The organism is Nonomuraea sp. CA-218870 (assembly GCF_050936535.1).
Lineage (GTDB): Bacteria > Actinomycetota > Actinomycetes > Streptosporangiales > Streptosporangiaceae > Nonomuraea > Nonomuraea corallina.
Window position 1 is genome coordinate 121,509 of the sequence record NZ_JBNJMN010000001.1, and the last position, 21,148, is coordinate 142,656.

General features: G+C 71.8%; 18 protein-coding genes. 8 read left to right on the plus strand and 10 right to left on the minus strand.

What is annotated here, in order from left to right; all coding sequences use genetic code 11:
* The 4 genes from ACQEUU_RS00625 to ACQEUU_RS00640 all read right to left on the minus strand — a co-directional run bounded on the left by ACQEUU_RS00625 (position 1) and on the right by ACQEUU_RS00640 (position 6,115).
* Complete coding sequence (locus ACQEUU_RS00625; RefSeq protein ID WP_433058720.1) at positions 1–1,722, minus strand: glycoside hydrolase family 2 protein; 1,722 nt, start codon at positions 1,720–1,722, stop codon at positions 1–3.
* A complete protein-coding gene (locus tag ACQEUU_RS00630; RefSeq protein ID WP_433058723.1) occupies positions 1,719–3,011 on the minus strand; it encodes an MFS transporter in 1,293 nt (430 codons plus the stop codon). The genes ACQEUU_RS00625 and ACQEUU_RS00630 overlap by 4 nt, the downstream gene beginning before the upstream one ends.
* A gap of 99 nt (positions 3,012–3,110) precedes the next feature.
* Positions 3,111–4,007, minus strand: a complete 897-nt coding sequence (locus tag ACQEUU_RS00635) for a sugar phosphate isomerase/epimerase family protein (protein WP_433058726.1) — start codon at positions 4,005–4,007, stop codon at positions 3,111–3,113.
* Positions 4,008–4,018: 11 nt separating this feature from the next.
* Positions 4,019–6,115 (minus strand): PQQ-dependent sugar dehydrogenase, encoded by a 2,097-nt coding sequence (locus ACQEUU_RS00640; protein WP_433058729.1) that lies wholly within the window; start codon positions 6,113–6,115, stop codon positions 4,019–4,021.
* A gap of 246 nt (positions 6,116–6,361) precedes the next feature.
* Between ACQEUU_RS00640 and ACQEUU_RS00645 the strand changes: the two genes are divergently transcribed.
* Both ACQEUU_RS00645 and ACQEUU_RS00650 read left to right on the plus strand, forming a co-directional pair.
* Entirely contained in the window at positions 6,362–7,405 is a 1,044-nt protein-coding gene (locus ACQEUU_RS00645) for a trypsin-like serine peptidase (RefSeq protein WP_433058732.1), read from the plus strand.
* A gap of 74 nt (positions 7,406–7,479) precedes the next feature.
* A complete protein-coding gene (locus tag ACQEUU_RS00650; RefSeq protein ID WP_433058735.1) occupies positions 7,480–8,295 on the plus strand; it encodes an SAM-dependent methyltransferase in 816 nt (271 codons plus the stop codon).
* Positions 8,296–8,298: 3 nt separating this feature from the next.
* On the opposite strand, the gene ACQEUU_RS00655 is transcribed toward ACQEUU_RS00650, so the two are convergent.
* Entirely contained in the window at positions 8,299–9,141 is an 843-nt protein-coding gene (locus ACQEUU_RS00655) for a helix-turn-helix domain-containing protein (protein ID WP_433058738.1), read from the minus strand.
* Positions 9,142–9,604: 463 nt separating this feature from the next.
* Between ACQEUU_RS00655 and ACQEUU_RS00660 the strand changes: the two genes are divergently transcribed.
* Positions 9,605–10,567: an endonuclease/exonuclease/phosphatase family protein gene (locus ACQEUU_RS00660; protein ID WP_433071685.1), complete on the plus strand. Its 963-nt coding sequence runs from the start codon at positions 9,605–9,607 to the stop codon at positions 10,565–10,567.
* Between the two features lie 31 nt (positions 10,568–10,598).
* On the opposite strand, the gene ACQEUU_RS00665 is transcribed toward ACQEUU_RS00660, so the two are convergent.
* From ACQEUU_RS00665 to ACQEUU_RS00675, 3 genes are all read right to left on the minus strand, one after another.
* A complete protein-coding gene (locus tag ACQEUU_RS00665) occupies positions 10,599–11,786 on the minus strand; it encodes an NAD(P)/FAD-dependent oxidoreductase (protein ID WP_433058741.1) in 1,188 nt (395 codons plus the stop codon).
* A 3-nt stretch (positions 11,787–11,789) separates the two neighbouring features.
* Positions 11,790–12,476: a helix-turn-helix transcriptional regulator gene (locus ACQEUU_RS00670; RefSeq protein WP_433071687.1), complete on the minus strand. Its 687-nt coding sequence runs from the start codon at positions 12,474–12,476 to the stop codon at positions 11,790–11,792.
* A 181-nt stretch (positions 12,477–12,657) separates the two neighbouring features.
* Positions 12,658–13,572 carry a transglycosylase SLT domain-containing protein gene (locus tag ACQEUU_RS00675; protein ID WP_433058744.1) on the minus strand — a complete coding sequence of 305 codons (915 nt, stop codon included), beginning with the start codon at positions 13,570–13,572 and terminating at the stop codon, positions 12,658–12,660.
* Between the two features lie 81 nt (positions 13,573–13,653).
* Between ACQEUU_RS00675 and ACQEUU_RS00680 the strand changes: the two genes are divergently transcribed.
* From ACQEUU_RS00680 to ACQEUU_RS00690, 3 genes are all read left to right on the plus strand, one after another.
* Entirely contained in the window at positions 13,654–13,956 is a 303-nt protein-coding gene (locus ACQEUU_RS00680; protein WP_270155652.1) for a 4a-hydroxytetrahydrobiopterin dehydratase, read from the plus strand.
* An 82-nt stretch (positions 13,957–14,038) separates the two neighbouring features.
* On the plus strand, positions 14,039–15,427 hold the full coding sequence (locus ACQEUU_RS00685) for an AAA family ATPase (RefSeq protein WP_433058748.1): 1,389 nt from the start codon (positions 14,039–14,041) through the stop codon (positions 15,425–15,427).
* The gene (locus ACQEUU_RS00690) at positions 15,421–16,617 is read left to right on the plus strand and encodes a tetratricopeptide repeat protein (RefSeq protein WP_433058751.1); all 1,197 of its coding nucleotides are present in this window, start codon (positions 15,421–15,423) and stop codon (positions 16,615–16,617) included. The genes ACQEUU_RS00685 and ACQEUU_RS00690 overlap by 7 nt, the downstream gene beginning before the upstream one ends.
* Positions 16,618–16,621: 4 nt before the next feature.
* Here the strand turns inward: ACQEUU_RS00690 and ACQEUU_RS00695 are convergent, their stop codons facing one another.
* The gene (locus ACQEUU_RS00695; protein WP_433058754.1) at positions 16,622–18,757 is read right to left on the minus strand and encodes an MMPL family transporter; all 2,136 of its coding nucleotides are present in this window, start codon (positions 18,755–18,757) and stop codon (positions 16,622–16,624) included.
* Between the two features lie 144 nt (positions 18,758–18,901).
* Between ACQEUU_RS00695 and ACQEUU_RS00700 the strand changes: the two genes are divergently transcribed.
* A complete protein-coding gene (locus tag ACQEUU_RS00700) occupies positions 18,902–19,369 on the plus strand; it encodes a MarR family winged helix-turn-helix transcriptional regulator (RefSeq protein ID WP_433058757.1) in 468 nt (155 codons plus the stop codon).
* 38 nt (positions 19,370–19,407) lie between these two features.
* Here ACQEUU_RS00700 and ACQEUU_RS00705 read toward each other — a convergent pair whose 3' ends face one another.
* Positions 19,408–19,887, minus strand: coding sequence for a hypothetical protein (locus ACQEUU_RS00705; RefSeq protein ID WP_433058759.1), 480 nt, complete (start codon positions 19,885–19,887; stop codon positions 19,408–19,410).
* A gap of 339 nt (positions 19,888–20,226) precedes the next feature.
* Here ACQEUU_RS00705 and ACQEUU_RS00710 point away from each other — a divergent pair, with 339 nt between their 5' ends.
* Positions 20,227–21,078 carry an AlbA family DNA-binding domain-containing protein gene (locus ACQEUU_RS00710; RefSeq protein ID WP_433058762.1) on the plus strand — a complete coding sequence of 284 codons (852 nt, stop codon included), beginning with the start codon at positions 20,227–20,229 and terminating at the stop codon, positions 21,076–21,078.
* The last annotated feature ends 70 nt before the right edge of the window (positions 21,079–21,148 follow it).

Here is a 21,148-nt window from a genome sequence, read left to right on the forward strand (position 1 = left end):
TCATGGGGTCCGGTTCAGGGTGAGCCTCCGGTTGACCGCGCGGACCAGGTCCTCCGGGAGTTTCATGACCTCGCGGTCGTAGGTGAGCAGCCCGTTCAGCTCGTCCTCCACGTCGGAAAGCTGGGTGTAGACGGTGGCGCTCAGGCCGCGCGGGACGGCCGGGACGATCTGGTCGGCGTGCAGCCGGGCGAAGGCGGCGCCGAGCCGGTCGGGGGTGTCGTAGCGCCGGTAGCCGAAGGCGCGGTCGTTGAAGGTGTGGCCGTCGACGCGCAGCCCGTAGCCGCCGTACTCCGACAGCACGAGCACCCGCCGGTCGCGACGGCGCGGCACGCGGAAGCGGCGGAAGTAGACGTGCAGGCTGCGCAGGTCGCCCGCGCCCTGGTCGTGCCAGCCGCTGGCGTGGTCGACGGTCCGCGTCGGATCGAGCGCGGCCAGCTCCGCCGCGACCCCGGCCGCGTCGAACTGGCCCCAGCCCTCGTTGAACGGCACCCAGACGGCCAGGCTCACCACGTTGCGCAGGTGCTCGACGGTCTCGCGCAGCTCGGCGCGGAACCGCTCCCTGCCGGGCCTGCGGAACAACCGGTCGGGGAGGTGGAACGGGACGATCGCCGGGGCGGTGACCAGCAGCGGGTGGTAGCGGCCGCCGCCGTTGACCAGGTCCTGCCAGACGAGCATGCCGAGCCGGTCGCAGTGGTGGTACCAGCGCATCGGCTCGATCTTGATGTGCTTGCGCAGCATGGTGAAGCCGAGCCGCTTCATCGTGGCGATGTCGTGGATCATCGCCTCGTCCGACGGCGGCGTGTACAGGCCGTCCGGCCAGTAGCCCTGGTCGAGGATCCCGGCGTGGAAGTACGGCCGCCCGTTGAGCAGCAGCCGGGGCACCCCGTCGGCGTCCGGTCCGATCCCGTACGAGCGCATCCCGACATAGCTGGTCACCCGGTCCGTGCCCAGTTCCACCGTGACGTCGTACAGGAAGGGGTCCTCCGGGGTCCATGGCCGCACGTCCGGGATCGGGACCCGCACGGGCCGCCCGGCGGGGACGGTGGCGCGGGCGACGACGGACCCGGCGGCGAGGATCTCGACGTCCGCCTCCCCCGCGGCGGCGTGCACGGTCACCTCGACGCACGAGTCGGCCAGGTGCGGGGTGAGGGTGAGCCGCTCGACGTGCGGGTCGGGCACGCGCTCGGCCCACACGGTCTGCCAGATGCCGGACTGCGGGCTGTACCAGATGCCGCCCCGCTCCAGCTTCTGCTTGCCGCGCGCGTGGTGGCCGGCGTCGGTGTCGTCGCGCACCGCGACGGTCAGCACGTTCTCGCCGTCGCGCAGGGCGTCGGTGACGTCGCAGCTGAACGGGAGGTAGCCGCCGACGTGGCTGCCGGTCTCGACGCCGTTGAGCAGCACCCGGCAGGTCTGGTCCACCGCGCCGAAGTGCAGCAGGACCCTGCCGCCCGCGCCGAACCCGTCGGGCAGGGTGACGGTGCGCCGGTACCACAGGGTCTGGCCGGGCAGGAGCCGCCGGTCGACGCCGGACAGCGGGGCCTCGGGCGAGAACGGCACCACGATCCGGCCGTCGTACGTCCCGGGCTCCTCGCCGCCGGTGATGGCGTAGTCCCAGTAGCCGTTGAGGTTGAGGTAACTGTCGCGGACCAGCTGGGGCCGGGGGTACTCGGGCAGGACCGCCTCGGGGTCCAGGGCCCTGCCCCAGCGGGTGAGCGTGCTCATGCGGCCTCTCTCTTGCGCAGCGCCCGGACGGGGACGGCGATCAGCAGCAGCACCAGGGCGGCGGCCAGGAAGACGGCGGGCGTGGGCACCTGTCTCAGCACGCCCAGGTCCTCGTAGTACGCGTCCGCGCCCCGGATGACGAGCGCCCCGACGTACGGCCCGATCAGCATCGGGATCAGGGTGGCGAACACCATCCGCAGGCCTTGGACGTGTCCCGCGTGCTCCGGCGGCGTGTGGTCGCGGACCAGCGCGCCGATGGTCGCGGCGACCAGCATGAGGCCGGACATCAGCACCAGGCCGGCCGCGATGACCGCGACCATGCCGCGCGCCGGGAACATCGCCAGCAGCCCGGCGGCGTAGACGGCGAGCGCGGGCGGCAGGAAGCGGGCCTTGCCGACGCGGTCGATGAGCCGGCCGCAGGCGACGGTGACGACGGACGCCCCGGTCAGCACCACGCCGAGGACGACCGCGTACGCCTCGATCTGCAGGTAGCGCTGCATATAGATGATCAGGTACGGGAGGAAGACCTGGGCGGAGACGCCCCAGATCGCCCACGCCGACAGCAGCAGGTAGAGGGCGGGGTTGGCGCGCATCGAGCGGGGGCGCAGGCCGTGGAGGAGCGCGTCGAGGGCGCCGCGGGTCCGGGGCCGGGGCCGGTCGGGCCGGTCACGGACGAGGAACCAGGACGCCACGCCGACCACGGTGATGACCGACCCGACCACCAGGAAGAACTCCCGCCACTGCCCGGCCCGGGTGAGCGGGTCGAGCGCGCCGAAGACGGCCAGCATCGACACCAGCGGCATGATCGCCAGCACGGACTCCACCCGGCCGCGGTTGGCCGGCCGCGTCACGTCGGTCACCCACGCCTGGAAGGCGGCGTCGTTCGCGCCCGAGCCCAGGAACGACATGACGCAGTCGAGCACGATGACGGCGGTCATGGCGAGCAGCACGGCGTTCGCGGCCGGCGCGAGGCCGGCCACCGTGTCCACGGTGACCAGCCCGAAGGCGGCCGTGGACAGCCCCCACAGGACGTAGCCGGCGGCGATGAAAACCCGGCGCCGGCCGGTGCGGTCGGACAGCGCGCCGACGAGCAGCGTGGCGAGCGTCGCGGCGAACGCGCTCGCGGCGACCATCGTGGCGATGGCGGTGGGGTCGTCGCTGATCGTGTCGTACAGGAACACGTTGAGATACATGTTCTCGACGGTCCAGGCGACCTGCCCGACGAAGCCGAGCACGACCAGCGCCGTCCAGCGGCGGGAGCCCAGCCGAGCCGGGACTTCTGGTGTCACGGGCGACAGCGTATAGCTGCCGATCAGTACAAACCGTCTCGATCAGGACAAGCCCGTCCCGGGCGGACCCCGTGCGGGATCCACCCGGAACGCCCCCCACTAGTAGCGCAGCTTCCGCAGGTAGCGGTAGCCGACCTCGGACGTCTGGCGCGGCGTCACGTCCGGGGTGTCGTTCTCCACGATGTACTCCTGGACGCGGTGCGCGTCGAACACCCGCCGGAAATCGATCGTCCCCGTCCCCAGGTCCGCCATGTCGCCGTCGAGGTGCCGGTCCTTGACGTGGTACTGCAGCACCCGCTGCGGCGCCCGCCGGATGACGTCGATCGCGAACTTCACCGGGTCGCGGGCGCCCCGGCCGACGCCTCCGGTGACCGCCCAGTAGATGTCGATCTCCAGGTGGACCAGGCGCGGGTCGAGCTCGGCGGTGAGCACGTCCCACGGGGTCCGGCCGCCGCCGAGGTCGATGGTGAACTCATGGGCGTGGTTGTGGTACCCGTAGCGCAGCCCGGCCTCGCGGGCGGCCCGCGCCTCGACGTTCATCCGCTCGGCCCAGGCCTTCCACTGGTCCAGGCTGTCGGAGTTCAGGTACGGCACGACCATGTAGGACTGGCCGAGGGTCAGCGCGTTCTCGATCTTGGTCTGCAGGGCGGCGTCGTCGGGGCTGATGCCGTCGTGGCTGGAGGTGGCGCGGATGCCGAGCCCGTCCAGGAACGCGCGGAGCTCCTTGGCCGTGCGCCCGAAGTAGCCGAGGGCCACCTCGATGCGCGGATAGCCGATCTCCGCCAGGTAGGCGAGGGTGGCGTCGTAGTTCTGCGCGAGATCGTCGCGTACGGTCCAGAGCTGCATGCTGATCTGGCCCGGAGGGACGGGACGCCGCCTGCCGGGGCCGTGCGGGTTCGCCGCGGCGGCGGGGGAGGCGGCGGCGAGCGCCGCCGCGCCGAGGCCGAGGCCGGCGGCGAGCAGGGACCGCCGGCTGGGGCCGTAGCCGTAGCACATGAGGACTTCTCCTAACGGGTGGGCTGGAGGACGACCTGGTCGGTGCCGGTCAGCTCGGGCAGACCGCCGGTGCCGGGGTCGGTGTAGTTGGCGACGAAGACCCCGGTCAGCTCGTCGTTCTCCGGATCGTGGCCGCCAGGCTCGGTGGTCTGGATGGAGCCGACGCAGCCGCGGGCCGTGGTCTGCGGGTGACCGTGGTCGTCGTGGCCGAGGATGTAGTCGACGGTCACCCGGGCGCAGTCGACCGGCTGGTCGTCGGTGACCCGCACCTCGAACTCGACCACGTCGCCGAAGGAGAACGGGGCGCCCTCGGCCGGGCGGAGGATCTCCACGACCGGGGCGTCGTTGCCGACCACGATCCGCACCGACGTCGAGGCGGACCTGCCGCTCGGGTCGCTGACCCGCAGCGTGGCGTTGTACAGGCCGTTCTCCGTGTACGTGAACGACGCCTCGGGACTGCGGGAGTCCACCTTGCCGTCGGCATCGAAGTCCCAGGCGTACCGGAGCCTGTCACCGTCGGCGTCGGTGGTTCCGGCGCTGGTGAACCGGACGGTGAGCGGGGCGAGGCCCGCGGTCGCCGACGCCGCGGCCACGGGGACGGGCGTGTGGTTGCCGGTGTTGCCGATGTAGTCGATGCGGGCCAGCTGGGCGTCCGGGTTCTCCCGGAAGTAGCCGTCGCCGTACTCCAGCACGTAGAGCGCGCCGTCGGGGCCGAACTCCATGTCCATCGGGTTGTCGAAGACGATCGACGGGAGCACGTCCTCGATCCGCCCGCCCGGGTGGAACGCCTTGACGTAGTCGCGGGTCCACTCGTAGAAGAGCGGGACGCCGTCGTAGTAGCGGGGCCAGCCGACGGCGTCGCGGCCGCGCGTGTCCCGCGGGTCGAAGGCGTAGGCGGGGCCGGCCATCGGCCCGATGCCGCCGGTCTCCAGCTCGGGGAACTCGGCCGACGGCCCGTAGGTGTACCACACGTCCGGCTGGACGACGGGCGGCAGCTCGCGCCGCCCGGTGTTGCGCGGCGACTCGTTGACGGGCGCGGCGCAGTCGAACGCCTCTCCGGACGTCCCGGTCGCGAAGTCGTAGTCGGTGTACGGGAGCCGCGCCGTGGAGCAGTAGGGCCAGCCGTAGTTGCCGGCCTTGCGGACGATCGTCCACTTGCCGTGGCCTGCCGGGCCGCGCGCCGGGTCGGCGTTGCCGGCGTCGGGCGAGTAGTCGGCGACGTAGAGATCCCCGTTGCGCCGGTTCAGCTCGATGCGGAACGGGTTGCGCAGGCCCATCACGTAGATCTCGGGCCGGGTGCCGGGGGTGCCGCGCCGGAAGAGGTTGCCGCTCGGGATCGAGTAGGACCCGTTGTCGTTCACCTTGATCCGCAGGATCTTGCCGCGCAGGTCGTCGGTGTTGCCGGAGCTGCGCTGGGCGTCGAACGCCGGGTTGCGGTCGGGGCGTTCGTCGATCGGGGTGTAGCCGTCGGAGAAGAACGGGTTGGTGTCGTCGCCGGTCGACAGGTAGAGGTTGCCCTTGCCGTCGAAGACGATGTCGCCGCCGACGTGGCAGCAGATGCCGCGGTCGACCGGCACGTCGAGGATGCGCTGCTCGCTGCGCAGGTCGAGGGTGCTCCCGGAGAAGCGGAACCGCGACAGCCGGATCAGGCCCTCGAACGGCTCGAAGTCCTCAGGTGAGCCGGTGAGCGGGGCGTCGCCCTCGTTCACGTCGGGCGTCGCGGGGTCGTCGACGGGGGTGTCGAGCGGCGGCGAGTAGTAGAGGTAGACCCAGTCGTCCTTCTTGGAGCCCTGCCCGAAGCCGGGGCTGAGGGCGATGCTCTGCAGGCCCTCCTCGTCGTGCTGGTACACGTCGAGGTCGGCGGCCAGCGTGTTGAGCCCGGTCTTCGGGTCGTGTAACCAGACCTCGCCCTTCCTGGTCGTGTGCAGCACCCTGGAGTCGGGCAGCACCGCCAGGTCCATGGGCTCGCCGGGGTGGTCGTTGAGGGTGACCTTCTGGAACCGGTCGTCGGGGGGCGGGGCGCTGACGGTCTCGGCGGCCTGGGCGGCCGCGGCCGGCATGAGGATCGCCGCAGCAGTCACGGCCGCGATCGCGGTTCTCGCTCTCATGCCTCTCCCTTCGGTCAACGTGAGGGATGAGTGAGGGCAAATCAACGTGAATGTAACCCGAGTTACGCCGACCGACGAGGGCCTAATCGCGGAAGGATGACCGACTTCCGCGTCTGATTGGACAAAGTCCGGCCAGCGACCATGATCAACGGATCGGGGCCATACCCGTACGCGATCGCCTTGAGGAAGATGGACGGCTCCGTGCGTACCTCATGACGGCAGATTCCGGTCTTCGGGAGGTACGTCATGCACCGCAGAGTCGCCCTGCTCTCCGCCGCCGCGCTCGCCCTCGCGGGCGCGCTCGTCCCCGCCGCCCAGGCCCAGGCAACCGGTACGGCCGATCACCGGCCCGTCCGGTGGTCAGGCGCGGACTCCTGGTCGGAGCGCAGGGCCGTCCTGCAGTACTGGACCACGCAGCGGCTGCTGGCCGCGCAGCCGATGGACACCATGGCGGCGCCCCGCCGCGCCGCCCGGTCGAGCGGCCCGACCAGGGGCGAGCCGTGGGCGGCCAGGGGCACGGCGGCCCGGTCAGGGCAGCGGACCCCGTGGCGGACCCAGGGCTCGGCCCGCGACGGCGCCACCCTGCGGGCCGCCGTCCCCAACAGCCGCGGCCTGCGGTGGACCGACGGCGGCGCGGTCGTGCGCACCAGCGGGCGGCTGTTCTTCACCACCGCCGGCGGCGGCAACGCCTCCTGCTCGGGGACGGCCGTGACCAGCGCGAACGAGAGCGTGGTGATGACCGCCGGGCACTGCGTCAAGCTGAACGGGGCCGCGCACCGCAACGTGGCGTTCGTGCCGGCCTTCGACAACGGCCGGCGCCCGTTCGGCACCTGGGTGGCGACCAGGCTGCTCACCACGCAGCAGTGGAACGCGCGCGAGGACATCAACTTCGACATCGCCGCGGCCGTGGTCGCGCCGCTCCAGGGCCGCACGCTGACCGACGTCGTGGGCGGGCAGGGGGTGGCGTTCAACCAGGCGAGGCAGCGGCAGATGTTCGCCTTCGGCTATCCGGCGGCCTCGCCGTTCGACGGCTCCGACCTGATCTACTGCAGCGGGCGGGCGTTCAACGACCCGGTCGCGACCCGGGGCCAGGGGGTGCCCTGCACGATGACCGGCGGGTCCAGCGGCGGCGGCTGGTTCCTCGGGTTCGACGAGTCGACCGGGGTCGGCATGCTCAACTCGGTCAACAGCTTCACGTACGACTTCGCGCCCGGCTTCATGTTCGGCCCCTTCTTCGGGGACGAGGCGATGGAGGTGTACCAGGCCGCGCAGAGCACCGACGCGCTGTGAGAACGGCCGGTGGAAATGGGAGGGGCGGCGGCGCTACGTTGAACGGCGTATCCCGACGTAAGAGGAGAATTCGGATGACGAGTGAACCCCCTCCCCCCGGCCAGGCGAATCGCATCGACACCACCGTCCCCCACCCCGCGCGGATGTGGAATTACTGGCTCGGCGGCAAGGACCATTACGACGTCGACCGCGTGGCGGGCGACCAGTTCAGCCAAGCATTTCCGGACATTGTGCATATCGCTCGTCTATCTCGTCATTTAATAGCCCGAGTCGTGCTTTATCTGGTCACTGAGGCTGGTGTCCGCCAATTTCTAGACGTCGGGACGGGGCTGCCCACGGTCGACAACACCCACGAGGTCGCCCAGCGCGCCGACCCGGCCTGCCGGGTGGTGTACGTGGACAACGACCCGCTGGTGCTGACCCACGCCCGCGCCCTGCTGGTGGGCACGCCGGAAGGCGCCACCGACTACGTCGAGGCCGACCTGCGCGACCCCGAGGCGATCATCGCCGCCGCGGCCAGGACGCTCGACCTCACGCAGCCCGTCGCGCTGATGCTGATGGGCATCGTGGGCTTCGTGAGCGACGAGGAGGGCGCGCACGCGCTCGTGGCCCGGCTGATGGACGCGCTGCCGTCCGGCAGCTACCTGGCCCTGTGGGACGGTGTCAACGTCGTCACCGGCGAGGCGCTCGACCAGGCCCAGGACGACTACAACGAGCGAGAGGGCGTCCCGTACAGCCTCCGCACCCGGGAGCGGTTCGGCGCCTTCTTCCACGGCCTGGAGCTGGTCGAGCCGGGGATCACGTCGCTCCCCTTCTGGCGGCCCGACCCGGACCCGCTGGCCGAGCTCAAGGAGGTGGACGCGCTGGTCGGCGTCGCGCGCAAGCCGTAGGGCCTACAGCTCCGCCATGATCTCGCGCAGGATCCCGGGCGTGGCCGTGGGCGGCGGCGCGTGCACGCTCAGCTCGTCCAGCAGCCGGCGGTACGGGCCCACCTCGGAGTCCTTCGTGAGGTACTGGGCGCCGGAGAGATGCTCGAGGTAGACGATGTCGCTCAGCTCGGCCTGAGGGAAGCGCAGCAGGGTGACGGGGCCGACGCCGCCCACCGCCACCTCGACGCTGAACGGGAGCACCTGCAGGGTGACGTGCGCCAGCCCGGCCATCTCGACGAGGTGGCCGAGCTGGGCGCGCATCACCTCGCGCCCGCCGACCACCCGGCGCAGCGCGCACTCGTCCACGATGACCCAGAGCCTGCGGCCGGACGCCACCAGGTAGTCCTGGCGCCGCATCCGCATCGCGACCCGCAGGTCGATCCGCCCACGCGCCTCGCCGCCGTGGCCCCTGGCGATGACCGCGCGGGCGTACTCCTCGGTCTGGAGCAGGCCGGGGACGTACTGGATCTCGTACGTACGGATCAGCTCGGCGTCGTGCTCCAGCCCGAGGAACTCCTCGAACCAGTCGGGGACCAGGTCGCGGTACTCCTGCCACCAGCCGGGCTGGTTGGCCTGCTCGGCCAGCAGCAGCAGCGGCGCCCGCTCCGCCTGCCCGGCGAGGCCGTACAGGGTGAGCAGGTCCTCCACGTCGCGCATCTTGAAGCCGCTGCGCCCGCACTCCATCCGGCTGATCTTGGAATGCGATCCGCGGATGGCGTATCCGGCCTGCTCCCGGGTGATCTTGCTGGTCTCGCGCAGCCTGCGCAGCTGGGTGCCCACCAGAATCCGCAAGGCGGTCGGGCCCACGTGCTGGAGCTCCCCACCCGAAATTCCGGTCAGAACCCCCAAATCACGAGAAGTCGACATTTCCGCTCCCCAATTTCCTCGCCGCCCCACCCCTGGCCCGGCTTGCTCGGCAATCCTGCCACGCCCATTCCCGCATCACCATAAAGGACGACGACCCGTGAACGCACCGTCATCACACTGGTACGGAAAAGGGGGTATCAGAAAACGCGCGGAGTGCGGCGCTCACGACGGGGGAAGGCGGCGCGGCGGCTCGGCGGCCCGCGCGACCGGACAGTACTGGCCGTACCGCTTCACGGCACCCTCCTCATCGGGGCACTACAGAAACGCGCTGGATCGGCGACGGGGCGACGACGTTCAGCTACTGACCGCGCGCAGGGGGTTCGCCACGCCCCTCACGGCCGCGTCTCCCGTGGTGACGCTCATGGGAGTTTAAGAATGGCCGCCTAGATTCGTCGCCGTGCTCATGCAAGAGACCGGCGGCGGGCCGGGACGGGCTCGGGCGGTTCGGCCGGTCCTGGTAGTGGCGGTGGTGTTCGCGGCCGGGACGGCGATCCGGCTGGGCGGGCTCGAGACCGGGTTCCTGCTCGTGCCGCTGGTGTCGTTCACGCCGTACTTCGCGGTGGCGGCGCTGGTGGCGCTGGCGTTCGCGGTCCGGGCCAGGAGCCGGGCGGCCGTGGCGATCCTCCTGGCGGTGTGCCTCTGCCTGACCTGGCTCGTGGCGCCGCGCGCCGTCGCCGACGCGGCGCCGGCCGAGGGACGGCCGCTGCGGCTGCTGACCGCCAACCTCAACGGCGGCCGCGGTGACGCCCCGGCCGTCGTCGACCTCGTACGGGAACTCGACGTGGACGTCTTCAGCGTGCAGGAGCTCACCTGGGCCGCACGCGAGCGGCTGCGGGCGGCCGGGCTGCGCGAGCTGCTGCCGTACGAGGTCAGCCACCCGATGCCGCGCGGCCCCGAGGGCAGCGGGATCTACGCCCGCCACCCGCTGCGGGAACGGTCGGGGCTGTTCCGGCCGGTGGGGCACCGCATGCCGGTGGCGCAGGTGGTGCTGCCCGGCGGCGCGGCCGTGGAGGTGGTGGTCGTGCACCCGGTGGCGCCGGTCCCGTGGACGGTGGACGAGTGGGAGGCGGGGATCACGAGCCTGCCGCCCGCCCCGTCGGACGGTCCGCCGCGCGTCCTGGCCGGCGACTTCAACGCGACGCTCGACCACGCCGTGTTCAGGCGGCTGCTGGACACCGGCTACACCGACGCGGCGGCGGCCACCGGGCGCGGGCTGGCGATGACCTGGCCGGCCCGCAGGCTCCCGCCGCTGGTGGCCATCTCCCACGTCCTGACCGACGACCGCGCCGGCGCGGCGGCGACACGGGTGTACGACGTCCCCGGCTCCGACCACCACGCCCTCTTCGCCGACCTCCGCGTCCGCTGACCGGCCGCCGTGGCGTCAGGCCAGGGTCGCGTCAGGCCAGGGTCTCCGAGAGGGGGACGGACGGGTCGGCGAGCTTGGACCGGTCGGCCGGGGCGGCGGCGCGGATGAGCGCCTTGATGTCGTCCGTGACGTCCCAGATGTTGACGTTCATGCCGGCCACGACCTTGCCCTCCGACAGCCAGAACGCGAGGTACTCGCGGCCGGCGAGGTCACCGCGGATCACCACGTCGCCGGTGTCGCCGGGGCGGACCCAGCCGGTGTATTCCATGCCGAGGTCGTACTGGTCGGTGTAGAAGTAGGGCAGCCGGTCGTAGGACACCTTCCTGCCGAGCATGGCGCCCGCGGCGACGGCGGGCTGGTTGAGCGCGTTGGCCCAGTGTTCGACCCGGATGTGGGCGCCGAGCAGCGGGTGGTAGGCGCGGGCCACGTCGCCGGCGGCGAAGATGTCGGGGTCGGAGGTGCGCAGCGAGGCGTCCACCACCACGCCGTCGTCGACCTTCAGCCCGGCGGCCTCGGCGAGCCGGGTGTCGGGCTCGACGCCGATCCCGGCGATGACCGCGTCGGCCTCCACGCGGGTGCCGTCGGCCAGCAGGACGCCGCCCCCGCCGACCTCCTGGATCTCGACGCCGAGCCGCAGGTCGACCCCGTGGGCGCGGTGCAGGTCGGCGAAGGCCGCGCCGAGGCGGGGGCCGAGGACGCGCAGCAGCGGCTGGTCGCCTGCTCCCAGCAGGGTCACCTCCGCGCCGGCGAGGCGGGCGGCGGCGGCCACCTCCAGGCCGATCCAGCCCGCGCCGACGATCGCCACCCGGGAGGCGCCGGCCAGCACGTCGCGGATGCGCTCGCTGTCGTCGACCGAGCGCAGGTAGAGGGCGTCGCCCGGGAGGCGGCGCGGGGTCGCGCCGGTGGCCAGCAGCAGCTTGGCGTAGCCGAGCCGCTCGCCGGTGGACAGGACGACCTCGTGGGCGGCGCGGTCGATCTCCGTCACCTCGACGCCGAGTCGCAGGTCCACGTCATGCTGGTCGTACCAGTCGGCGTCGTGGACGAAGATCTTGTCGCGCTCGGACCTGCCCTGCAGGTAGGACTTCGACAGCGGAGGCCGCTCGTAGGGAAGGTGCGGCTCCGCCCCCGCCACGACCAGGCGGCCGTCGTAGCCCTGCTCGCGCAGCGCCGTCGCGGCCTTGGCGGCGGCCAGGCCGCCTCCGGCGATCACATAGGTCATCGGTCAGGCTCCTCTCAGTTCGACGCAGCAGGCGCCCTGGCGCGGGGCCGGATGGGCCTCGGCCGCGGGCGCGTCCAGCCCGTCGAGGAACCCGGCGAGGAACGCGTGGCTGATCGCGCACACCAGCTCGGGATCCCGGGCGGCCAGCGGGTGGAAGGGGCAGTTGCGCAGCCGCAGCAGGGTCGGGGTGACCCGGACGGGCTCGAAGCCGTGCCGGTCGAGCACCCGCGCGGCGCACGTCAGCGCGCGCTCGGCGCCCAGCCGCCCCGGCCTGGCCCGGTCGCGCTCGGCCGCGCCCAGCTCGCGTCCGCGCCCGGCGGCGGCGCGCAGCGCGGCCTCGCGGCCCGTCTCCCCCGGGGCCTGGGCGCGTACGCCTTCCAGCAGGATGCCGGCGAGCAGCTCGTGCTCGCGCGGCGGGATGCTGACCCGCACGTCGAGGCCGGTGGGCCGGTAGACCTTGGGCGCCCGGCCGACGGGGCGGGGCTCGCCCGGCCGGCCGTAGGCCGCCGACAGCAGTCCGACCGCGACGAGCTTGTCGAGGTGGAAGGCGGCGAGCTTGCGTGAGATGCCGACGCTCTCGGCGGCCTCGTCACGGGTGACGGGCTCGCCGGCGCGGCGGATGTGGTCGTACATGCGCCGTCGCAGGTCGTCGCTGAGCACCGCCACGACCGCGCGGGCCTGCTCCGCCATCGTCACGCCGTCAGGTTAACACCCAGTTCCGCTGGCGAAAAAGGATCTGTCGACGGAAAATCCGCTTATAGCTAACACTTGTTGGTGAAAATAGCCGACCGAACCGATCCTCATCCAGCGCCCGATCATCACCGCCGCCGACGGCACCGCCGTGGTCGGCCGGAGCGAGCAGGCGGTCCGGTCAGCCCTCTGACGGCCCGGTGACGCGGCGCTCGCCCTTGGTGGTGATCACGTACACCTGCCAGTTGTAGTAGACGTAGTAGTTGACCGGGTCCCGCTTGATCTGGCGGGCGTGCAGCTGGATCGCGTTCACGTACGCCTGCGAGGGGTTGTAGGCGTGCAGCGCGCGCCGGTAGTCGCCCGGGGCGCCGGTGGCGCGCAGGTAGTTGGCGGCGGCCATGACGGCGTCGCGATGGTCCTGGACGTCGCCGCCCATCCCGTACGCCTTCCAGGTGGCGGGCATGAACTGCATCGGCCCCTGCGCGCCGACGTGGCTGGCCGACCGGACCCGGCCGAACTTCGTCTCGGCGAACATGACCGCCGCCAGCACCTCCCACTCCACGCCGAAGCGGCGCTCGGCCTGCTTGAAGTAGCGCAGCAGCTCGGCGGCGGGGCGGGCGTCGCGCGTCCTGATGACCGACGCGCTCTTGACGGGGTGGGCCAGGGCCAGCAGCTCGCGGATGGCCCTGGCGTTGTCGCGGGCCTGGGCGGCCGGCCGGCGGGGCAGGCGGGCGAACGCCTTGGCGGCGATCTCGGGGTTGCGCGCGGCGAACCGGTGGATCCGCTGGTGGTGCAGGGCGAGGAGCTCGACCTCCCGCGGCGGATCCTGCTTCTTGTCCCAGCCGTCGATGGCCGCGACGAGCGCCTCGCTGGTCTTCTCCAGGGCCGCGGCCAGCTTCGCCGGGTCCTTCGGGATGGGCTCACCGGGATCGGGCAGGTCGGGCCCGGGGGTTTCGGCCGGGCTGGACGCGGGAGGGGAGCTCTCCCGCGCGGGACTCTCCCGTACGGCGCCCTCCCCCACGGGGCTCTCGCGGGTGGCGCAGCCCACCAGGGCGGCCACCACCGCCGCGGCCGTCACGACGCGGAGACTTCGCATAGGCGGCCAATCTACCCGGTGTGTGAAGGCCCGCTCCGGTGGTAGCCGATGGGGAGAGGACTACAGACACAGGGAGACACCATGACCGAACTCCTCAGCCGTGACGAGATCGACACCGCGCTGGCCGCGCTGGAGGGATGGCACAGCGAGCAGGACGCCCTGGTCAAGGACGTTCCGATCACTGCGGAGAACTTCGGCTGGCTGAGCGAGGCGGTCCGGCACGAGGCCGACGAGATGAACCACCATCCCGACATCGACCGGACCGACGCGGGGATCCGCTTCCGCCTTTCGACGCACAGCGCGGGCGGCGTCACGCCCAAGGACGTGGAGCTGGCGGCCCGCATCGACCAGGTCCTGAGCGGAGCCACCCGCGACAAGGGTTGACGTCCCGGCCACGGCCCCGGTCCGATTTCGGTAATTTACCTAGTTCTGAATCACCGAAGCCGCGACAGAAGGGACCGGGCACGTGGTCGACGACCCCGGTTTGAAGGCGCTCGGCGAAGCCGCGCGCCTTTCTCCGGACAACCTGCCCCTGCGGCGGCATCTGGCCGAGCAGCTGCTGAGCAAGGGGTACCTCGCCGACGCGGAGGCCGAGTTCCGTGCCGCGCTCGCGCTCGCGCCCCACGATCCGGACATCGTCGCGGGGCTGGCCGAGGCGTTCGTCCGGCAGAGCTCGTACGGGGCGGCGCTGTCGGCGCTGGAGCCGCTGCTCGCCCGAGGCGGTCACCCGCCGCGCGTGGGTGTGCTGGCGGCCCGCGCCCTGCTCGGCGAGGGGGACGTGCACCAGGCGGCCTACCGGTACCACGAGGCGGTCTCGCGGGATCCGTCCGTCGCGGACGCCGACCTGGCGGCCCGCCTGGTGGCCCCGGCGCCGGTCGTCACCGAACCGCCCGTCACGCCTGTCAACGAGCCGCCCGTCAACGGGACGGCCGGGAACGCCTACCTGGCGCCCTCCGCGGCCACGCACGAGCGGGCCACCGCCGCGGTCGAGCGGTCCGGCTCCGGCTTCGCCGACGTCGCCGGGATGGACGAGGTCAAGGAGGCGCTCCGGATCAAGCTGCTGCTGCCGATCCAGCAGCCGGAGCTGTTCGCCGCCTTCGGCAAGCGGGCGGGCGGCGGCGTGCTGCTGTACGGGCCGCCGGGCGCCGGCAAGACGCACCTGGCCAGGGCCGCCGCCGGTGAGCTCGGCGCGGCGTTCGTGAACGTCGGCCTGGCCGACATCCTCGACATGTACGTCGGCTCCAGCGAGCGGAACCTGCGCGCCACGTTCGACCTGGCCCGCCGTCACCGGCCGTGCGTGCTGTTCTTCGACGAGGTGGACGCCCTGGCCGCGCGCCGCTCCGACATGCGGCAGGCGCACGGCCGGCAGATCGTCAACCAGTTCCTGGCGGAGCTCGACGGCGTCGACCAGAGCGCCAACGAGGGCGTGCTGGTGCTGGCCGCCACGAACGCGCCCTGGTACATCGACGTGGCCTTCCGCCGTCCGGGCCGGTTCGACCAGCTCGTCTTCGTACCGCCGCCTGACGCGCGGGCGCGCGCGGCGATCCTGCGCATCCTGTGCCGGGACAAGCCGCTGGCCGAGGTGGACTTCGACGCGGTGGCCAAGGCGACCGACCAGTTCGTCGGCGCGGACCTCAAGGGGCTGGTGGACCGCGCGGTCGAGGCCAAGCTGCACGAGTCCATCCGGGCCGGCCGGCCGGTCCCGCTCGCCACGCGCGACCTGCTGACCGCCGCCAAGGCGGCCAGGCCCACGGCGGTGCGCGAATGGATGGCCACCGCGCGCAACTACGTGCTGCACGCCAACGAGTCCGGCGCCTGGGACGAGCTGATGCCCTGGGTCCAGCGGAAATGGTGAACACGACCGACGCGCTGTCACGGGCGCGGCTGTTACTGCAGCTGGGCCGCCCGGCGGACGCCGAGCGGGAGCTGCGCGGCATCCTCGCCGAGGAGCCCCAGCACTCCGGCGCGCACGGGCTGATGGGCGTGGCCCTCGTCCAGCAGGGACGTACGGACGAGGCCCTGGAGGAGTCGCGCGAGGCGGTACGGCTCGCGCCCGACCACTGGGTGCCCCACTACCTGTCCGGCCAGGTGCACCAACGGGCGGGCCTGACCGAGGAGGCGCTCCGCGCGACCGCCGCCTGCCTGGCGCTCGCGCCGGAGCACGTCCCCGCCTGGGACCTGCTCGCGCGCGTGCACCTGACGCGGAAGGACTGGCCCCAGGTGGCCGCGGCCGCCCGCCGCGGTCTGGAGCTGGAGCCGCAGGACGCCGACCTGGCAGGCCTGCTGTCCATGGCGCTGACCATGCTCGGCCAGGACGAGCAGGCCAGGGCCGTCGCCGCCCAGGCGGTGGGCAACGACCCGGAGAGCACGCTGGCGCACTGGGCCCGCGGCCTCGCCGCGCTGTCCGGCGGCGACCCGGGGACGGCAGCCGGGGCCTTCCGCGAGGTGCTCCGCCTGGACCCCGGCGTCGAGGGGGCCCGGGACTACCTGGTGCACGCGCTCAAGCAGCGCAACCCGGTGCTTCGCCTGCTGTCGCAGTGGCGGCAGCGGTTCGTGGGCGGCTGGCGGCTGCTGTTCCTGCTGCCCGTGCTGCCACCGGTGATCGCCGTGTTCGCGATCATCGCGCTGTTGCACTGGGTCGCCTGGCTCGTCGAGTCCTGGACCACGCTCCGCCTGACCAGGAACAGGACCACCCGGCTGCTGTTCGAGGGCCCGGCCGCCCGGGTGTCGCTGCTGTGCTGTGCCCTGCCGGTGGCGGGCGCGGTCCTCCTCGGCCTGGGCATCGGCCTGGGCCTGGACGGGCTCGGGTCCGCCGGGACGGCCACCATGGCGCTGGTCACCCCCGTCCAGGAGGCCGCCCACACCGGCTCGCCGATCGGGCGGCGCATCCTGTACGGCTGGGCGGTCCTGCTCGCGGCGGCGGCCCTCGCCGCGGCGGTCACCGGGGCCTTCCTCCCGGCCCTCCTGGCGACCTACGCGGCGCTGGCCACCGTCTGGTTCGCGGCAGGCGTACGGAAGATCTTCCGCCCCCGCGAGGCCGTCTGAACGGTCAGCGGGACAGCCGGCTCGGCCACCACATCCGCCGGCCGATGTCCAGCGACAGTGCGGGCACCAGCAGCGAGCGCACGATCAGCGCGTCCAGCAGGACGCCGAACGCCACCAGGAAGGCCAGCTGGATCAGGAACAGCAGCGGCAGCACGGCCAGCGCCGCGAACGTCGCTGCCAGCACCACGCCGGCCGAGGTGATCACACCGCCGGTGAGCGTCAGCGCGCGCAGGGTGCCTTCGCGCTCGCCGTGGCGGATCGTCTCCTCCCTGGCCCGGGTCATCAGGAAGATGTTGTAGTCGATGCCCAGCGCCACCAGGAAGACGAACGCGAACAGCGGCACCGCGGGATCCGCGCCCGGCAGGTCCAGCACGTGGTTGAAGACCAGCGCGCCGACGCCCATCGCGGTGGCGAAGGACAGCACCGTGGTCGCGATGAGCACGAGCGGAGCCACCAGCGAACGCAGCAGGACCACCAGCACCAGCAGCACGACCAGCAGCACCAGCGGGATCACCACGCGCAGGTCACGCTCGGAGGTGTCGAGCGTGTCCAGGGTGACCGCGGCCGTACCGCCGACCAGCGCGTCCGCTCCCTGCACCGGGTGCACGGCGGTGCGCAGGTCACGGACGATCTCCACGGCCTCGGTGGACTCAGCGGGCGCGTCGAGCGTCGCGTGCAGCAGTGCCCGGCCGTCCACGACCTTGGACTGACCGTCCGCCCCGACGGTGGTGACCTCGGTGACGCCGTCCACCGACTCGGCGGCGGCCTTGACCTCGTCCACCCGGTCGGAGGCGGTGAGGATGAGGGCGGGCGTGGCCGAACTGCCGGCGCCGAAGCCGCGCTCCAGCGTCCGCTGACCGGCGACCGACTCCACCTCGGTACGGAACACGTCCAGCTGCGAGGTGCCCTCCGCCTTGAACTGCGGCACGAACGCCGCCGCCGCGGCCAGCAGCACCACGGTGGTCACCCAGTAGGCGCGCGGGCGGCGCTCCACGGACTTGGCGACCCGGCCCCACAGCCGGTGGCGACGCACGATCGCCACGGTCGAGTCGGCGTCGCCCTCCCCCGCGCCCGCGCGCGGCACCAGCGGCCAGAACGCGGCGCGGCCGAGCAGCAGGAGCACCGCGGGCAGGAACGTGAGCGCCGAGATGAGGGCGGCGCCGATGCCGAGCGCGGCCACCGGGCCCAGGCCGCGGTTGGAGGCCAGGTCGCTGGCCAGCAGGCAGAGCACGCCGAGGATCACGGTGCCGCCGGAGGCGACGATGGGCTCGACGGTGCCGCGCACCGCCACCCGGACCGCGTCGATCGGCCGCTCCCGCTCGTACAGCGCCTCCCGGTAGCGGGCGACCATGAGCAGGGCGTAGTCCGTACACGCGCCCACGACCAGGATGAACAGGATGCCCTGGCTCTGACCGTTCAGCTCGATCCATCCGGCGTCGGCCATCAGGTAGACGACGAAGGCGGCGAGCACGAGGGCGAGCATGGCCGCGACGATGACCACGAACGGCAGCAGCGGCGACCGGTAGACGACGACGAGGATGACCAGCACCGCGCCGAGCGCCACCAGCAGGAGCGTGCCGTCGATGCCGCCGAAGGCGGCGCCCAGGTCGGCGCCGAGCGCGGCGGGGCCGGCGACCTGCACGGTCGCGCCCTCCGCGGCGGTCTCGCCCACCAGCGCGCGCAGTTCCTCGACGGCCACATCCGCCTCGACCTGGTCGCTGATCGGCACGATGAGCTGGGCGACGCTCTTGTCCTCGGTGCCGGGGACGGGCCCGGCGACCTTACCCTGGATCCAGGGTTCGGCCGAGATGCGCTGCGCGTCCTGGGCGATCCCGGCCAACCGCTCCTGGTCGAAGGGCTCGTCAGCCGAGTAGACGACGAAGGCGGGCACCGCGCCGCTGTCCTCGAAGGCCTGCTGCGCCTCCTGGACCTGCGTGGACTCCGCGCCGATGGGCAGGAAGGCGGACTGGTCGTTGGTCTGCACCTCGGTCAGCTTGCCCATGAACATGCCGAGCGGGCCGGCGCCGAACAGCCAGACCAGCGCGATGACGATGGCCGCGCCGTACCAGGCGCGGCGCCGGCGCGGCCGGGCGTGCCGGCGCTCGGCCCCGGTGCGCTGGCGGGTGTCGTGAAGGGACATCCTTCGGCTCCCGATAGCTAGAAAATCGAGCTTCTCGAAAATCAAGATATATGATGGAGACGAAGGCCGCGCACCCACCCCCCGAAGAAGCCGGGAGCTGCCCCTAGAATTGCGACGAAACCGCGCCAGTCGGTAGGGAGACAGATGGACACCTCGCGCGCCGAATCCCGCGAGCGCCTCTATCTCGACATCCAGAAGGACGGTCAGCGGCTCGCGACAGGTCTCGTCCGGCTGCTCCACACCATGTCACTGGGGCTCGACCTCAACCCCACCGACTTCCAGGCGTACGCGCTGGTGCGCATCCAGGGCCCCATGACCCCGGGCGAGATCGCCCAGTGGTTGCGACTCGCCACCGGATCGGTCACCGTCCTCATCGACCGGCTGGAGGCCCGCGGCCTCGTCGTCCGCGACCGCCACCCCGACGACCGGCGCAAAGTGATCGTCCGCCCCGCCACCAGCCCCGAGCCCGGCCCCGCCACCGGCGACCAGCTCGGCATCGCCCAGGCCATGACGGCGATGCACGAGCGCTACACGGAGAGCGAGCTGAAGGTCATCGCCGACTGGCTGCACCGCGCCACCAACACGCTCAACGACCTCGCCACCCGGCTCTGAGCCGGCTCAGACCGGGGCCCGCTCGGGCCGTTGCCCGCTCAGGCGGGCTCGGGCGCCGCGGCTGCGACCTGGCCCGAGGGCCGCGCGACCGGCCCGGTCAGGCGGCGCGCGACCACCTGGGCGACCTGCCCGTGCGCCACCGCCACCGCGCCGAACCCGACGACCGCGGCCGCGATGTACGTCATGCGACCGTCAGGCGCCAGCAGGACGGCCGCGCCGTCGGCGAACCCGTTGGTCGCCATGCCGAACCCGGTGAGGGCCGCCGTCACCCACCGCCCCGCCACCCGCACCGCCGCCGGAGCGGCCGCGGTCAGCGCGGCGGGCACAGCCAGCACGGCGAACACGAGCACGATCCCGAGACTGCCGACGAACGTGAACGTGCTCTCCTCGGCCGCCGCGACCGCGATCAGGCTCATCAACAGCCGCGCCGCACCCCCGACCACGACCCCCGCCACGACCGCTCCCCCAGCAGCCGCCACCAGCACCCGAACGACACGCCGGCCACTGAACCCCGACATCCAACCCCTCCACTCACTTGAAAGGGTTGTAGCGGTCCGGCTTCGTCAGAAGCAATGCCCGAAATCGTGCTGTTATTGATGGTTTGTCGGAGAATGCATGACAGGACCTAGTCGAGGTCACCGAGGGCACTGAGAGCCAACTGAGACGTCGTGCATCCCGACACGTTCTCAGTTGATAGGGAGGCGACGTACCCGAGTTCGCCCCGTCGGCACCTCGCAAGTCACTGATGTCCGACGAGGACGCCCAGGCCAGACCGGGCCACATCTGGTCCGCCACCAGTCGACCCTCACCACTGAGAACGCGTTGCCTCTGCACACCTTCTCAGTTACCGTCGGTACATGGACCACCAGGAAGCATGGAAGGCCCTGGCCATCGTGGGAAACGGTGTGGCAGCAGATGCTCTGGAGACAGAGCGAGTCGACTTCAAGCTTGTGGCAGACTCCCAGAAGTCCACCTATAACCTATTGGCAGATGCTCTTGTCTGTTTCGTGAACGCTCGTGGCGGAACCGTCGTCCTGGGTGTGGACGACAAAGCGACCAACCGCCAGCACGCCCTTCGCGGAGTGCCGGCTTGTTACAGTGTCGACTCGATACGCAAGGGCATTTTCGATCGCACGAGGCCGCCGATAACGCCATTCGTCGATGATGTGTCCGTCGACGGAGTCCGACTGATTTTGATCACCGTGCCGGAAGGCGTGATGCCTCATAGCAATGCGGCAGGTCTATCGACTCGCCGCCTGGGAAAAGAGTGCCTGCCGTATCCACCTGACCAACAGCGCGAAGTGATGATCGCACGTGGTCAAGTGGACTGGTCGGCAGATTCATCCGGCGTCGACCTCTCGGATCTCAGCGCCATCGAGTTCGAGAGACTGCGCCACACCTTGTTCATCGGTGGACGCGACAACTTGGCGGACCTGCCGAACAAGGCGCTTCTGGAGTCGCTGAGGTTGATCGCCTCAGATGGGAGTGTGACGAACGCCGGCGTACTTCTGCTGGGCGAAGAGTCGCTCATCAGCAGGGTGGTGCCCGGCTACGGCTACTCGTATCAGTTCAGGCCGACGCTCGGCAGCGAGGCCACCGGAAGGATACGCGGAAACCGTCCCCTCATCGCGGCCATCCAGATCCTCACAGAGGCGATAGAGACGCGTCGGGAGATACACCCGCTCAACTTGGCCGGTGGAGTGCACTGAACGTCCTGCTCACCCTGTCATACCTACGCCACAACAGCAGCATCGATGCAGCCAAACTCACCGGCATCAT